This is a genomic window from Myxococcus xanthus (assembly GCF_006402735.1).
GTDB classification, from domain to species: Bacteria; Myxococcota; Myxococcia; order Myxococcales; family Myxococcaceae; genus Myxococcus; species Myxococcus xanthus_A.
In genome coordinates, this window is record NZ_CP017174.1 from 6,057,347 (window position 1) to 6,072,804 (window position 15,458).

12 protein-coding genes are annotated in these 15,458 nt (G+C 65.2%); 3 read left to right on the top strand and 9 right to left on the bottom strand.

Annotation, left to right across the window (positions count from 1 at the left end):
* Positions 1–90: 90 nt before the first annotated feature.
* The 7 genes from BHS09_RS24605 to BHS09_RS24635 form a co-directional block, all read right to left on the bottom strand.
* On the bottom strand, positions 91–504 hold the full coding sequence (locus BHS09_RS24605; RefSeq protein ID WP_140799278.1) for a hypothetical protein: 414 nt from the start codon (positions 502–504) through the stop codon (positions 91–93).
* An 11-nt stretch (positions 505–515) separates the two neighbouring features.
* The gene (locus BHS09_RS24610; protein WP_140799279.1) at positions 516–1,604 is read right to left on the bottom strand and encodes a phage major capsid protein; all 1,089 of its coding nucleotides are present in this window, start codon (positions 1,602–1,604) and stop codon (positions 516–518) included.
* Complete coding sequence (locus BHS09_RS24615) at positions 1,601–2,395, bottom strand: HK97 family phage prohead protease (protein WP_140799280.1); 795 nt, start codon at positions 2,393–2,395, stop codon at positions 1,601–1,603. The genes BHS09_RS24610 and BHS09_RS24615 overlap by 4 nt, the downstream gene beginning before the upstream one ends.
* A 35-nt stretch (positions 2,396–2,430) precedes the next feature.
* Positions 2,431–3,759 carry a phage portal protein gene (locus BHS09_RS24620; protein WP_140799281.1) on the bottom strand — a complete coding sequence of 443 codons (1,329 nt, stop codon included), beginning with the start codon at positions 3,757–3,759 and terminating at the stop codon, positions 2,431–2,433.
* A 26-nt stretch (positions 3,760–3,785) separates the two neighbouring features.
* The gene (locus BHS09_RS24625) at positions 3,786–5,201 is read right to left on the bottom strand and encodes a terminase large subunit domain-containing protein (RefSeq protein WP_140799282.1); all 1,416 of its coding nucleotides are present in this window, start codon (positions 5,199–5,201) and stop codon (positions 3,786–3,788) included.
* Positions 5,194–5,577, bottom strand: coding sequence for a hypothetical protein (locus BHS09_RS24630; protein WP_237079802.1), 384 nt, complete (start codon positions 5,575–5,577; stop codon positions 5,194–5,196). Before BHS09_RS24630 ends, BHS09_RS24625 begins: the two co-directional genes overlap by 8 nt.
* Before the next feature lie 607 nt (positions 5,578–6,184).
* Positions 6,185–6,898 carry a sigma-70 family RNA polymerase sigma factor gene (locus BHS09_RS24635; protein ID WP_140799284.1) on the bottom strand — a complete coding sequence of 238 codons (714 nt, stop codon included), beginning with the start codon at positions 6,896–6,898 and terminating at the stop codon, positions 6,185–6,187.
* Between the two features lie 1,049 nt (positions 6,899–7,947).
* Here BHS09_RS24635 and BHS09_RS24640 point away from each other — a divergent pair.
* Positions 7,948–10,098, top strand: coding sequence for a virulence-associated E family protein (locus tag BHS09_RS24640; protein ID WP_237079803.1), 2,151 nt, complete (start codon positions 7,948–7,950; stop codon positions 10,096–10,098).
* 431 nt (positions 10,099–10,529) lie between these two features.
* On the opposite strand, the gene BHS09_RS24645 is transcribed toward BHS09_RS24640, so the two are convergent.
* Positions 10,530–11,228: a helix-turn-helix domain-containing protein gene (locus BHS09_RS24645; protein WP_140799285.1), complete on the bottom strand. Its 699-nt coding sequence runs from the start codon at positions 11,226–11,228 to the stop codon at positions 10,530–10,532.
* 382 nt (positions 11,229–11,610) lie between these two features.
* Between BHS09_RS24645 and BHS09_RS24650 the strand changes: the two genes are divergently transcribed.
* Positions 11,611–12,957 carry a PD-(D/E)XK nuclease family protein gene (locus BHS09_RS24650; RefSeq protein WP_140799286.1) on the top strand — a complete coding sequence of 449 codons (1,347 nt, stop codon included), beginning with the start codon at positions 11,611–11,613 and terminating at the stop codon, positions 12,955–12,957.
* A 3-nt stretch (positions 12,958–12,960) separates the two neighbouring features.
* Here BHS09_RS24650 and BHS09_RS24655 read toward each other — a convergent pair whose 3' ends face one another.
* Positions 12,961–13,374 carry a hypothetical protein gene (locus BHS09_RS24655; protein WP_140799287.1) on the bottom strand — a complete coding sequence of 138 codons (414 nt, stop codon included), beginning with the start codon at positions 13,372–13,374 and terminating at the stop codon, positions 12,961–12,963.
* A gap of 119 nt (positions 13,375–13,493) precedes the next feature.
* Here BHS09_RS24655 and BHS09_RS24660 point away from each other — a divergent pair, with 119 nt between their 5' ends.
* Positions 13,494–15,428, top strand: coding sequence for a DEAD/DEAH box helicase (locus BHS09_RS24660; RefSeq protein WP_140799288.1), 1,935 nt, complete (start codon positions 13,494–13,496; stop codon positions 15,426–15,428).
* Positions 15,429–15,458: the final 30 nt, after the last annotated feature.

Sequence of the window (15,458 nt, forward strand, 5' to 3'; positions counted from 1 at the left end):
GGAAGGGGCTCAGGACGGTGTAGGAACGACGAAGCCGGGGCCCCCAGGGGAAAGGGAGCCCCGGCCCGGGAAATGCGGCCTGGCGCGGCGCTAGGTGGCGGGAATCTCGTCCGGCCCGCACAGGACAATCAGGCTGGACGCGCCCAAGGTGGGAGATGTGCCCCCCGTGAGGGCCACCGTCTCGACGACTCGGAGGTAGCGCTGCGCAGTGGGGAGCCGGACGTTCACCCGGGCCACCGCGTTAGGGGCCGTGAGGGGGACGACTGCGGCATCGGGGAGGTCCGTCCATCCGTTCTGGCCGTCGGCGCTGTCCTGGAGCTTCGCGGCCAGCGACAGCGCTGTCGGGGCGCCCGTGGCGGCCCCCGTGGAAGCCGTCAGCACGCACGAGTCGAAGCTGAAGCGGTCGACAGCGGCACTGTTTCGCGTCCCCGCGCTCACAGCGGCGGGCACAGTCCCAGGGCGAATGCCGACGAGCACGCCCGCGTCGGTGGAATTGGCGTTCATGGTGGTGCCTCTCAGGTGTAGGTGATGGAGCTGAACGCCTTCGGCTGGCGAACCTTGAAGTCGCCCTTCACGATGGCGCGAACCGTGGTCTCGTCGTACTCGGCGCGAACGTCGTGCTCGGAGAGAATCAAGTCCTCGTCGATGCCGTAGATGAACTGTCGCCAGTCCGCCGAGAAGGTGATGCGCGACACCGGCACGCGGGTCGTCATCACGAAGGGGAAGCCGCGAATCGTGCCCCTATCCAGCATCTCCTGACGGAACACCCAGACGCCGGAATTCTGGAGCTGAAGCAGCGCCGTCGCCCGCGTCGGGTGAAGGACCCACGCCGCGCTGCCCATGCGGACATGCGCCGTCAGCGGCAGCTCAACGGCCTTGTCGATGTCGGCCAAGTAGGCGGCCGACGTCGTCCCCGTCGAAGCGAAGGTGTGCGCGGCGTCGAGCTGAGCGAAGAGCCCCTTCGGCGCGGCGCCCGTCCCGTCCCCGTTGAAGCCCGCGTCGTCCAGGCCATCGGCCACCGTCGCCCGGATGTCCTCGCCGACGCCCGCGTCACCCACGCCCGGCGTGCGCAGCAAGTCGTTGCTGATGTCGGTCAGCACCATGCCCTTGTGCGCCTTGAGGACAATCTTCCCGTACTTCGGCGCGCTCTTCGGGACCGTCTCGCCCTCCCCTACCCACTTGAAGACGGACGTTCCGGTTTGCTTCCCCATGTGCAGCTCGCCCTTGAACGTCTGGGTACGCACGCCCAGCTTGAGCATCGCCGCGTCGGGCCGCAGGAACTCAATCACTTCGCCGCTCTGCTGGATGGGCACCAGCACACCGGCCGAGTCGAACTTGCTGAGCTGAACGGCCTTCTGGACGTCGGCATTGCCGAAGCGCTTCGCGGCGTCGACCAACTCGGCGGCTCCGGTGCGGCGTCCGGCCGCGATGACGCTCTTTGCGAAGCCGCCGAAGTTCTCAGCGCTCGCGTAGACGCCAGTCCCGCGCGGCGCGCCCCCCGGCTCAACCCGGCCCGGGGCACTTCGAGCGGCGGCGTCCATCAGCTCTCGCGCGACCTCGGGGCCGAGCGCCTTCACCATCTGTGCGATTTGCTCGCGAGTCATTCCTTCACTCCTCGGATGTAGCCCTTGAATGCCTCGACGAAGCTCTTCGCGGCGTCGGCGGCGTTGAAACCCTTCGTCTCGTCTTCGTCCTCGTCGGGCTCGCTCTTCTGCTCGTCCTCGACGTCTTCCTCGTTCGTCGACTTCGATTCGTCTTCGGCTTCTTCGTCCGCCGACTTCGCTTCGTCTTCGTCGGTCGACTTCGCTTCGGCCCGTGCGTCGAGCAGCTCGACAACGCGCGTTGCAATGCGTTCAACGAGGTCGTCGGGCGCTTCGTCCAGGGACTTCGAGCGCACGGCCCGCGAGTTCCCCGGAATCGTCACGACGGAGACTTCGAGCAGTTCCTGCGCGTCGCAGTCGTAGCCGCCGCGCGCGTTCTGCCGATACTGGCCAGGGAGCATGAGGTAACGGACGGAGACGGCATTCAGGATGCCCTTTGAAACCTTGCGTTCGACCTTCTTCGCGAACTCGTCTTCGTCGTCGAATTCGATGTCCACCATCAGGGCGTCGCCCTCGACGTAGACGCGCCCCTTCCCAATGGGCAACTGCGGCTCGGCGCCCGTCATCGCGGCGCTCGCCCCGTCGTCGTGGTTGTAGAGGACGACGCCATTCGCGTTGTAGCCGTCCACCCGCCAGCCTTTGACGTTCAGCCGGTCCGAGTAGCGGTCGAAGTCGCCGTCACTCGCTTTGAACTTGAAGACGCGCCGTCCGCCAATGGACTCGACGGCGCTCAACGTCGCCGCGTCCTTTCGAACGGCGCTCAGCCGCAGGGAGCGTGTAATGGGTCCAGTCATGCACCCGGTAAATGCGTGTGACTTCTGCGAATGGCTCAGCCGTCCTTCGTCGCCTCGGCATGCGCCTGCGCCGAGCTGCCTTCGACGGGCGTCGGCGTCTCGCCGGGCTCGTTGGGCTTCTGCCCCGGAAGCAGCTCCGCGAAGCCTTGCCGCTCCGGGTGAGGCTTGAAGCCCGCTTCGACTCGCCACTCGTCGAAGGTGAAGGCGCTCGGGAGCGTCCCCATCACCCGCAGCCGGTGTTCACGGTCGGCAGGCACGGGGGAGTCGTAGGAGAGAAGCACGTCGTCTTCGAAGCGGGGTGCCAGGTGCTTTTGCATCGAGGCCAGGAAGACCTCTGCGCGCGGCTTCGTCGCCTGTTCGGCAAGGTGCTCCCGCGCCGCGTAGCTGGTCGCCTTGTTGCTGCTCGTGACGTCGCCCACAATCTCCGGCGGCACCCGGTACACCATCCGCACGAAGTCCATGAGGAAGCGGCGCAGGTCGACGAGCTGCATGTCGCGGAACGGCGTGTCGAGCCGAGCAAACGTCGTCCGGCCGCTCGTAATCATCACTCGGCCTGCATTGGTGGGGCCCCCATACTCCCGCGCGAGCGATTCTTTGAAGGCCCTCGCGGGCCCGGCCTGCGACTCGTTGAAGCCCTCAATCGCGATGACGGCGCCCGGAAGCATGTTGTTAAAGAAGGCGTTCTTCGTGAAGCGCGCCGCGTGCTCGTCCGTGTCGACTTCGTCGCCCAGCGAGTAGGCGATGCCGATACCGCGGCCAAGCGGGTCAGCCGGGTTCAAACGCTTCACGTAGATGACGCTCGCCGCAGGCAGGAGGAACGTCCGTCCGCCAGCGGCCACCGTGTATGTGCGCTCCGACTTCGGCTTGCTCAGGTCCGGCAGTGCGAGGACGCAATCGGGCGGCACGGGCCACAGGCCCACGGGCACGCCCGCCAGCTCTTCGACGACGGCGAAGAACTCGCCCGTCAAGTCGTAGTGAAGGCAGAAGAGCTTCGCGAAGTCGCGGCCCGTCATGTAGTCGTTCGGGTCCGCCAGCAGCCGCAGCAGCGGATGGTCGGGCAGCTCCACCGCGTCCCCCGTCTCGACGAGCGACTTCAACCGCTCCCGGCGCACGTCGCCACCGGCCCGCCGCAGCGACACGTCGACGAGCGACTTCCGCGTCGCGGGGTCCTGCCGCGTGAAGGCCCGCCACGTCACGTCCGCGAAGGCGTCGCCCACCGTGTCGACGATGGTTCCCAGCCACGGCATCTCGGCGTAGGCCGCGAGCAGCGCGGGCACCTCGCGGCGTGGCGGGGCCGAAGCCCAGCGGCTCAGCTCCAGCCCTGTTCCCTTGCGCTTGCTGCCCCCGCGAAACGCGGCACGCATCCTGTCCAACATCCCCATGGAGAACCTCACACCGCAAAGAACTGTTCGACGAAGACAAGGTCGTGAACGCCCCAACAGAAGGCATCGGCCCTGTCGTCGCGGCGGCCCGCAGTGCCTGTGAATTTGCTGAGCTGCGCTTCCAGCTTCGGGAAGGTACCGACGAACTCGACGCGGCCCGCTTCGGCCAGGGCGGACACCGGCTCAGCGCGCTTGCTCTTCGCGCTTGTCGCCCGCACGGGCTTCACGTTGACGCTGACGCCCATCTCGCCCGCAACGGTGCTGATGAGCGTCTCCACCATCTCCCCGCCCGTGTTCACCTCGACGACGAGCGCGTCGCAGGCGAACTCCAGGTAGGCGCGGATTGCCGTCGTCGCCCACTCGCGGGGACTCGCCCGACGCGACAGGTCCGCCAGCACCGACACGCGCTTGAGCGACACGCCGTCGGCCCCGAAGAGCGCGCTCGACTTGCACCCCTGCACGATGATGCCCGTTTCGTCCGAGCCGGTTTCGCTCGTCGGGCTCGGGTCCACGCTGACGATGCGCCTGTCGAGCTGCTGCGCGTACTCGTGCGCGTCCGCCTCCACGCGGCCCCACTTCGCCGAACCGAAGATGGCCCCAGGCACGTCGAAGAGCAGGCGGCCGAGAACCTCTTGCTGTCCCCAGCGGGTGTTCGCCAGCGCCCGCATGTTGGCCACGGCCGACGGCGCCAGGTTCGCGAAGTTGCTCAGCGAAGAGCCCGTGCGAAGCACCACGCCCGGCTTGAGTTCCTGCGTCTCCGCGTTCGCGAAGAGCAGCTCTTCAATCTTCTTCAGCGGGCGCGGCGTCCCGGTGAGGAGAAGCTGCGGCGGGTCCTCTCGCGAGCCGATGCGCAACACGAGCGGGAGCTGATCGACTGCGGCCATGTCGTGTTTCCACGAAGCCGGTTCATCGCCCCAGCCCCAGCCGGCATTCGGGCCGCGCAGCCGGTCGGGCTTATCCGCCGAGTAGCAGATGGCATAGACGCCGTTGGGCCACGTCACGCGGCGCTTGCTGGGCTCGTACTTGGGCGTAAACCACGGGGGCGACAGGGCGAGGATGCCGGACGCGCCGCGAATCATGGTGTCGCGCACGTCCGCCGCAGTCGGGCCGATGAGGGCCCCGACGCTCTTCGCCTGCCACGCCTTTTTGATGACCCAGCGCGCGCCGCACCACGTCTTCCCGAAGCCGCGCCCGGCCATGACGAAGCACGTCGAGAACTTGTCCGGGGGCGACTGCTCGCGACGCGCCCAGAAGTCGAGGTCGTAAACGAGCAGCTCGACTTCCTTGTCATCGAGCCCGCCGAAGAGCTTCGCGAGCTGAGCGCGGGAGCCGGCCGTTTGCACCATCCGCGACGCGGGGGACTCGTGCGGCGCGAGCCCCTCGGCGAACTTCCCCCATGCGCCCTTCGACAGAAGGCTACGCATCGCTCACCCCCTTGTCCTTGAGTTGCTCGGATGGAACAGCTTCGGCAGGCGTGGACGCGGGTAGTTCGTCCGGGAGGAACTTCCCCAGCCGGTCAATCAGCAGCTCGCGCAGGGCGGCGGTGTCGGCGGCCTGGTCCTCGGGGCTCTTCGCCTCGACGTTGTCGCGTCGGCCGTACAGCTCCGGGAAGCGGCGGCTCAAGAGCCACTGGACGTGCTTGGGGTTCGTCGTCGCGGCGGCCTGGAGCGTCTCCGTTGCGGACTGCATGAACTCGGATTCAGCCCGGTTCACCGCGACGAAGAACTCGCGGTAGAGCCCGCGCGGCTCGCTGGCGCCACGGTGAAACCAGCGGGAGATGGTCTGTTCGTCGACGCCCACGAGGCCAGCCGCAGCACGGCGAAACAGGCCCGACCTCAAGTGGTCGCAAATTAGACTTTGAATCTCGGGGGTCAGTTTTGTCGGTCTAGCCACACACGGTAAATGCGTGCGGTTTCACGAACTTTTTCATCGGGGGCGCCCAACAAAACGCACCATCCCCAGTTTTTATCGAAGTTTTTCAAACGTGTGGGACCGCCGAGCAAGCCAGGATTCCGCCGCAGACAGAAAATCCGAGCCGGGGGGCCCCTCCCAGGTCATTTCACTCCGACTTCAACTCAAATTCACAGACAGTAATTGCCATTGCGTGGCACGAATTCGCACGTCGCACGCTGCCACTTCGACACACCACGCCCGCCAGCTACGGCGCCACGTTCCATCAGACGCCTGCCGCTCGTCGACGGTCAGCGCGCCCTGTCCGCGCGACAGGCGCACGCCGCACAGCTCGCAACGAGCGGCGTAGAGGTTCCGCCGACGAGCGGCTTCCACGTCCGCGCAGGCCATGTGCCGAACACCAACCGCGCGCTCGTAGGTGATGGCCTCGCCTCGTTCAATGGGCAGGGAGCACACGGCACAGAGGCCCCTTCGGTTCGAGACGACGACGGGCACGCTACATCCCCAGGGTGGCCATCCGCTCGCGCAGCTCGGCCAGCGCACGCGCAAGCATCCGGTCGACGCGACTCTTCGGCGCTTTCCACGCTTCGGCCACGGAGCGCACCGACTGCGCCGGGCGGTTGAGACCGAAGACGCGTGAGACAAGCTCCCGCTGTTCAGGGGCCAGTCGACGCACGGCCTCGAACACGAGGGCTCGACGCTCAGCCGCCAGCAGCTCCGCCTCGGGCGTGTCGCTGCCGGGCTCCAGGCACGACATCTCGCGGAGTGCGGATTCCAACTCGTCGATCCACGAGTCATCGGCCGAAGCACCGTCCGAAAAATGAGACGGTATGTCCATGCGGTGGACTCGGACGACGTTGCGTTCGTTGCTACCGATTGAACGCACGGTGCGACGCTTGTGCCCGCCGTCACTCAGGTGAACGTCGGTGCCGTGCAAGCGCGCGTACTGTTCGCAAGCAGCCCGCGCCCGGAAGTAGGCAACCTGGCCGAACGACTGGCGCCCCCTCGTGGCGTCGTACTTGGGCACCGCGCGAAGCACCGCCATGGCGGCAACTTGCGCGAGGTCATCAGGCGACAGCGAGCCCGCGATGGGCAAGAGGGTCCCGACGATGCTCCGGATGAGCGGCCTCACGGAGTCGAGCAACTCAGCGGACAACCGTCGCTCCAGCACGGCGTTGCCGCCCGCGCGGGCCGACAGGATGCGGGACACGAGTTCGGATTGCCGGGCCGCCCGAAGGCCATACTCACTGTGTGAAACATGCTTCTTCGTACTTCCCTTGCGACAAATGGCTGCGTGAGACATCGCCCCGACAGGAGCATTCCGCATGCCGACCACGCTCGATTCACAGACAGTCTCAGACACGGTGATTGAACGCCTCGCCCGGAGTGGGCCACACGAAGCTGGCCCTGCGGCACCACTGCCGCTCCCCCGGTAAATGCGTGTGGATTCCGTCAGCGGCTCACGACAACTCGAAAGTGGCGACGAATGCGAGTCGGCATGTCCCGAGTAGATGCGTGCGACTTCGGCGAATGGTTCGCGGCGTCAGCAGTCAGCCGCCGTCTATCCTCCTTCCCCTATCTCTTTAAGGAAGGTGGAGTGGTAGAAGGGGAGATATAAGATAGGTAAGAGTTAAGAAGGATTGGGATCGCTCGTTGCCGCATGGCGCCCCCACCATCGCGGCGTCAGCAGTCAGCCGCCGTCTATCCACCTTCCCCTATCTCTTTAAGGAAGGTGGAGTGGTAGAAGGGGAGATATAAGATAGGTAAGGGTTAAGGGGGATTGGTCTCGCTCGTTGCCGCATGGCGGCCTGTCGTCCCCCCATGCCGCGCCCATAGCTTCGAAACCCGGGCCATTCACGAAATCCGCACGCATCTACCAGGGACCAGCGCGCACAGACACTGCCGCTTGCGTGAGCCACCCGCGAAATCCGCACGCATTTACCGGGGGACATGCACGTACCCCACACGCCTCCCGTCTCCGTCTCACGATTCCTTGAGCCACTCGCGAAATCCACACGCATTTACTCGGACGTGAGCCACACGACCGACACCGCCGCCCCGAGCCCTGACACAACGACGCCACGCGCCCAACGACTGAAAGTCGCCTTCTACGAGTCAGCCCAGGACAACGTTCCTCGTGCCGTGGAACTCTCGTGGTCCGAGCTTTCCGAGAAACTCGTCACGCACCGTCGCAGTCAGTGCCCCACGTCCCCGTGCGTCCGTGGCTGCCCGGCCAAGAATGGCCCCGCCTGGAGTCCCGTGGACATCGTCGAGCGACGACGCACGGAGAACGTTCGCGCCGTCACCGTAGCGGTGTTCGACTTGGACCACCTGACTGCGGCGCAGCTCGCGTGCCTCGACGCCGTCGAGCGCCATGGACTCGCCTTCGCCGTCCACTCGACGCACAGCAACCGCCCGCCCGATGACTACTGCCTGCGGCTCACCATGCCGCTGTCACGCCCCGTCCTGCCCCGGGAGTGGCCTGCCGTGCGCGCGGCGGCAATCCGCATGCTCAGCCTTCCGGCCGACCCGGCAACGAAGGACCTGGCGCGGCTCTACTACCTGCCCGATGCGCCCACGAGCGCCGAGCCCTTCGCGGCCAGCGGAGACGGAGCGCCCCTTGACGTCGACGCGCTGCTCGCCATGTCGCGGGCTGGCCTCCCCACGGTGGCCCCGGTGCTTCCCTCGACGCCCGATGTCCCCGCCGACCTCTACGAGTTGCGGGCCCTCTTGCGCCGCATCCGGAAGCCCGAGCACTTCGCCATCGTTCGCCGAGCCCTTGCCGGTGAGCCCCTGGCCCCCGTCGGCGAGCAGGACAACACCCTCAACGCGCTGATGTCGTGCGCGGCCTTCGTCCTGCCGCTCTCTACGCCCGAGGCCGTCGTCGTCGAGCTGTTCCGCGCGTCCTTCGCGGCAACGGACTGGAAGGAAGGGACGGAGCACCTGTGCGAACAGGCCCTGTTGAAGCTTCGGCGTCACCGCGACCGCCGCAGGGCTCGTGACGCGGGACGGCTCGCCGATAACAAGGCCATTTGGGAAGCCCTGGGAGGCCGCGCCCCTGAATCCTTTCCGAGCGATGGCCCAGGACACGAGGAGGACGCTCCCGACCCCGACGCATGGGTGAAAGAACTCGTCCTCGACATGACGAAGGACACGCGACAGCAGATTCGGAACTGTGAAGCGAACATCTTCACGGTGCTGCACAGCTCGCCCGAGTGGCGCGGCGTCTTCCGATTCAACGACGTCACCAAAAAGCTTGAGGTAGAAGGCGGCCCTCTCGGCCCCAACGTGGACCTGGAGACGCTCGACGTGCTCGTCGCGAACTGGATTCAGCGAAGCACCTACGGCCAGCTCGGCTTGCGCCCCAAGGCACAAGCCGTCGCGCAGCAGCTCCTCGCCGTGGCCAAGCACAACAGCTACGACCCTGTCGGCGGCTACCTCGCGGGACTCGTCTGGGATGGGACGCCGCGACTCGACGGGATGCTTGAGATGTACTTCGGCGCGCACGGGGATGTCCGATACCTGCGAGCCGTCGGCGCGAAGTTCGCCATCTCCGCCGTTGCGCGTGCCCTGCGCCCTGGATGCAAGGTCGACACCGTCATGATTCTGGAGGGACCCCAGGGCCTGCGAAAGTCGACCGCGTTCCGCATCCTCGGAGGGGAGCACTTCACCGACGCGCAAATCGACGTCACGAACAAGGACAGTGCGATGCTCGCCTCCCAGTTCTGGTTCATTGAACTGGCCGAGCTGTCGACATTCCGGAAGTCGGAAGACCAAGCGCTCAAGGCGTTCATCAGCCGGACAGAGGACACCTACCGGCCGCCCTACGGACGCGCCAACGTGAAGGCTCCGCGACGCTGCGTCTTCGTCGGGACGACCAACGATGACGACTACCTGAGAGACCCCACGGGCCATCGCCGATTCTGGCCGGTGAAGTGCTCCCGCATCGACACCGAGGCTCTGAAGCGCGACCGCGACCAACTCTGGGCCGAAGCCGTCGTGCGCTTCCACCATGGCGAAGACTGGTGGCTGAGCAACGAGGATGCGGAGGGCGCCGAGAAGCAGGCCGCGCTTCGCATGGAGAATGTGGGGGACAGCCGGAAGGAAGTCATCTTGAAGTGGCTGCTCGAAATGCCATCCGAGAAGCGCCCCAGTGAGGTGACGCTCCTGCATGTTGGCGTTGAAGCCTTCGCCCTCCACCCTGCGCAAGTCGACCTGCGGATCTCCCGAGAGATTGGGGCGGCCCTCAAGGCGCTGCACTTCACCCGTGGCCAGCGTCGGATGGGGGACGGGACTCGGCCGCTCGTCTACTACATCCCGGACGAACTGAAGAACGCGCCCATGGAGAAGCGTGGCGAGTGGCGTGCTCCCCATGAAGTCGTCACGGGCACTGCACGTCCTCGCGGCTAGACCATCAATTTTTCAGCCACTTGACAGGTCTCTAGATCAGTCATCAGCAGGATGGCTTGCCAATAGCAGTGCGCGCATTAAATAGCCACCTCCTGTTGATTGGCTCAAGCAAGAGCCCCCTAGCGACGCGGCTTCCGTCTATGCGCAGAACGTCCGCCTGACCTCACGACTGCACCGCCAGCGACGTGCCTCTGCCATGCACTCCAGACCATGGCCCACAGACAGACAAATGAAAACACAACAACAAAAACAAGCAACCCAACAAGATCCAACTCAAGCCCAGCCCTCATGGCCACACCGAACACATCCAGCACACTCATGGCATCACTCCCAAGAAACAAGTCACGACAACCCCACAGCCGGGCAGACTTTCGCCCAGAGATTCACAGCGCAAGAGATGACAACTGCATCACACCGAAGCCGCAAGTGTTTCAGACACGAAATCTCACTTTCATATTGCGTTCTACAATCGCGGCCGTCTTGGCCTGATCCGATGGTGCGACCACTACGTACAGCGTGCGCCAAGGCACGGACTCCCCCCCGGCCAAAGAGAGCCGATGGCTGTCAACGCCAATTGAAACGACAGAGCCCATCTCCTGAATTTGCTGAACAATTTCGAATGCAGCCTTCGCATATTTCCGCCGTTGGACGGCCCCACACTCTTCGGAAACATCAAGCAAATCCGTAAGAAATTCCTCCAACTCCGCTGCCACGTCCTTGACTGCCTCCAGGTCTGAGATGCAATCAAGTCGCATTGCATCAACATCAAAAATCGCATCCAGCCCAGCGGCCGTGCTTGCAATAGCGAGCGAGACAGTTTCGTATTTTCCCTTTGCCTCCTCAGCCTTCTTTGCAAGGAATTCCGGCGTAATTTCATATGGCGCGACTCCAAACAACTGTGCAAGTTCCTGCCTTGGATCTGTGCGCAAGTCGTCTATGGAAACCTCCAGCGCACTAGCGATCGCAAGCAGCGATTCTTTACCCGCGCCCTCCCCCCTCTCCACGCGCTGGACCGTTCGGACATTGATCTCCGCTGCCCCAGCGAGGATTTCTTGGCTCCACGACTTATGTTCCCGCAAGCGTCGGACGTTCTCTGCAATGACCGCGTTCAATTCAATGGCCTCGTTCAAGTGGTGCCCTCCTCCTAGGCCCCCTGAATTTCATCTGAGAGGGCTCGCCGCACCACGACAGCAGGGCGACAGAAACCCGACAGCAGCACGATCCCACCCCGAGACTCTTCGACCTGGGTGCCATCGGAGAGTGGTCGATCATCTCCTGCTTGAAGCAACTATCGAGAATCACAGAAGAACCACACCCAACCACCTCTCCCCTCATACTCAGACTTTGAGACCATTGGCCTTGTGCGCACTCATAACCACATGGAGCCGCCCGCCATCGGCTACTGCCAAACGCGTTTGTGAGCAGGGACAACCAGAGCGCGCGCAAGTGGGGACCATCCCTCATTCATCGCGCAGATGAACCGTCCTCTGAAGCCGCACGCATTTAGGGAGGGTGACGCCTCCCGTCGACCTCCCCAAGTACGGCCCTTCGGTGATTGCCGGGGTCATCCAGCGCCTCAGCGTTTCCCAGCTCAAGCGCCACAAGCTGTGCCCGCGCGCATGGTTCTTTCAGAAGGTCATGCGCATTCCCGAGCCCAGCACGGGAGCGCAACAGGTCGGCACCGAAGGACACGCCCAGCTAGAGCATTTCCTTGCGACGGGCGAAGACGTGCTGGGCGCGTTCGCCAGGGCGGGCGCTCACCTTCTGCCCACGCCCGGCGCCGACCTGCTCGTCGAACAGCCCCTGAACGGTGAACCTCCGCTGACAGCAGGCGGCATCCCGTTCACCGGCTTCATCGACCTCGTAGACGCTCGACGGCTCGCCTCTGACGGCGTCCTTCGAATCACCGACCACAAGTTCACCAGCAACGTCGCGTCGAATGCCGCGAGCGCCGAGCAGCTCGCCGACGCCGACACCGAACCCGGGTTGCAGATGGTCGGCTATGGCGCGTGGGCGCTCAGCCAGGTTGAGCGCTTCCCGGGGCTGCGCACGCTGGAGCTTGAACACCTCTACTACCAGACCCGGGGCCAGCGGCTTGCCGCGTCCGTCGTCGCAACGGTGCCCGCCGAGCACGTCGAGCGCGAGTGGCAGACAAAGGTCGAGCCCCAGGTCGAAGCGATGAAGGAGCACGCGCAAGCCGCCCGCGCTTCCGACGTGCCCGCGAACTACGGCCCCGCCTGCGGCCAGTACGGCGGATGTCCGTTCATGGCGAAGTGCCTCACAGGAGAGAACAAGACGATGTCCCTGCGTGACAAGCTGCTCAATAAGGCTTCCGAGTCCGCCCCCCTTACCGTTGCCGCGGTCGAGCGCGACGCCACGGAGCTGCCCGCCGTTCTTCCCCTGGACGCGCCCACACCTACGCCAGTGCAGACGGCTCCAGAGGTCGCCCAGGCCACTGAGCACCCCGCGCCGAAGCGTCGCGGTCGCCCTCGCAAGGTGGCCGAGTCCGAGCAGCCCACCGACGCAGCCCCGTCGCCTGCGAGTGCGCTTCGCGTGCTCTTCGTCGGCTGCATCCCGATGACCTTCGACGGACCGACGCCCGAGTCGCTTACGAGCTACATCGACACCATGCATCGCAAGGTGGCGGAAGCGGGCGGCGTCGACGACGTGCGCTTCGCGGGGGGCGATTCGGCGCTGGGGTTCGGCAAGTGGCGCGGGGCGCTGGCTATGGCGGCGCGCGCCGAGCTACCCCCGCCCGGCGCCTACTTCGCGCTCGGAGTCGCCCAGTCAGAGCTAATGCAGGTCATTGTCGAAGCGCTCGAACCGGCGTTCGACGTGGTCGTTCGAAGTCTTCGCTAGCACCTATGACGGTACGCCCGCCTTAAGCGCCCACCACACCATTTCGAGTGAACGGCCGGACTCCCCGAGAAGGTCGTGGAAGGTAATCACGTCGTTCCGTTCCACGACGACTCCGTATTCCCCTTCATGCCGCGATGTGAAGCACTCGAAACGAAAGAGGGCTTCTGGCGGGGCGTCCAGTCCTGGGAGAACCATCCAAATCTCCCACTGCCCCGTTTCAGCAATCTCGATCATGGGCGCGTACTTGGCCCGGTTCAGCAGCCGGTAATAGCACTCCATGAATGAGTCAGCCGAGCGGAGCGCTTCACCCTTTCGGCATGTGGTCTTCAGCCAATGAGGCAGTGCGATGTACGCGCGGCGCAGCTTGTCATGGACGTCCGTGCTCTGTTGCCCTTCGGGAAGTGAGTCTTTTGTCATCCTTCGCGCTCTAGCGAACTGCCAGCCCAAGTCAATGGGCAACCAAGAACACACATGACTTGGAAGGTCACTCCTCAACCCAACAGGTCAGTTGCACTAGACCACGCACCTCTCCCTTCATGAAACTTCTTCACCGGCTTCACCCGGGCGCGGCGACTCTCGCCGAGCGCCCCGCTACCACTGCGCCGACAGCTCTCGCGAAGCTCGCTGGCGACCGTTCGACTATCGCGAAGGGGCAGCCCGTGGGCTGGTCGCCAGACCTCGCGCGGGTGCTCAGCCTTCCTCGCCGCGACCTCGCGAGCACCTACGCCGATGCCGACTTCGCCGCGTTGGAAGCCTCGCTGCGCGCCCCTGCCGACACACGTTGCACTTGCGGGACGCTCGGGAAGCGGTGTCCATCCGCGTTGCTCCCCATCCAGCGCCTCGCCCTGTTGGAAGCGGCGCGCACGGGTGGCGGGCTCTTTCCCATCGGCGTGGGGCACGGGAAGACGTTGGTCGACTTCCTGCTGCCGCTCGTCGTGCCCGGGTGCAAGGTCGCCGTCCTACTCCTGCCGTCTAACCTCCGCGCCCAGCTCATCGAGGTCGACTGGCACTTCTACGGCGGGCACTGGCGCTTGCCCAACCTCGCTGGCGGCAGGTGGTTCCGCCCCGGCTTGCCTGTCCTTCACGTCATCACCTACGAGAAGTTTTCGACCCAGGAAGGCACCGACCTACTGACGCGCATCCGGCCCGACCTCATCGTCTGCGACGAAGCGCACAAGCTGAAGGACCGGAAGAGCGCCCGCACCGGCCGGTTCCTCCGCTACCTGGAGCTGAACCCCGAAACGCGTCTCGTGGCCCAGTCGGGCACGCTGGCGACGAGAACGGTCAAGGACTACGCCCACCTCGCGGAGTACGCGCTACGTGGCGGCAGCCCGCTCCCGTTGAAGCAGCACGTCGTCGAAGAGTGGGCGTCGGCGCTGGACCCCGGAACTACCGTCGCCCCTCCGGGCGCACTCCTTCAGCTCGTTGACCCGGCGCACTCACTCGCCCCGCTTGAAGGGGAGAACGAAGCCGACCGTGAGCGCCGACGCGTGCGTGACGCCTATCGACGGTGGCGCAACGCAACGCCGGGTGTCGTGGCCACGGACGAAAGCGCCGTCGGCATGCCGCTCGTCATTCGCACGCGTGACCCTGGACAGGTCCCCGACGGGTTGCTCGCCCACATTCAGACTGCGATCGGAGGGCAACGCCCCGACGGCGAAGAGTTCGTCGACGAGCTGCAACGTGTCGTCTGTGCGCGGCAGCTCGCGAGCGGCTTCTTCCACCGCTGGCGCTACCCCGACGTCCAGGGCGTTCCGCAGGACCCCGAGCTGATCGTTCGGTGGTTCGCGCGTCGGCAGGAGTTCAACCGGGAGCTGCGCGAGCGCCTCAAACGCCCCGCCGAGCATCTCGACTCCCCGGGGCTTCTGGTGCGCGCCGCGATTCGCGCCCACCAGTCCCCGCCCTACGATGGGGAACTGCCGACCTGGCGCGCGACGTCGTGGCCCTCGTGGGCAGAGATTCACAAGCGCGTCGTCCACGTCACCGAAGCCGTGTGGCTGTCTGACTTCATCGTGCATGACGCGGCGAACTGGGCGCTGCGCAAGGGTCAGCCGGGAATCGTCTGGGTTGAGTTCCCGGAGCTTGGCCAGCGCATCGCGAAGGCGGCAGGGTTGCCTTTCTACGGCGGCGGCCCGGAAGCGTCGGCGACCATTCTCCGGGAGAGTGGAAAGCGGTCCATCGTCGCGTCGCTTCGTGCCCACGGTACCGGGAAGAACCTGACGATGTTCTCGCGGATGCTGTTTGTGAATCCACCGGCCGACGGCGCTGCGTGGGAACAGGCCATTGGCCGATGCCACCGTCAGGGGCAGCTCGCCGACGAAGTTGATGTCGAGCTGTACCAGCACACCGACGAGCTAGTCGGGGCCTTCCAGAAGGCCCGCGACTTTGCCCGGTTCATCGAACAGACAGAGGGCACACCGCAGAAGCTTTGCCTCGCAAGTAATAACAAGGGAGCGATAACGGACCACTGAAGTGCCCTCTGTCTCTAGGTCTATTTCCCA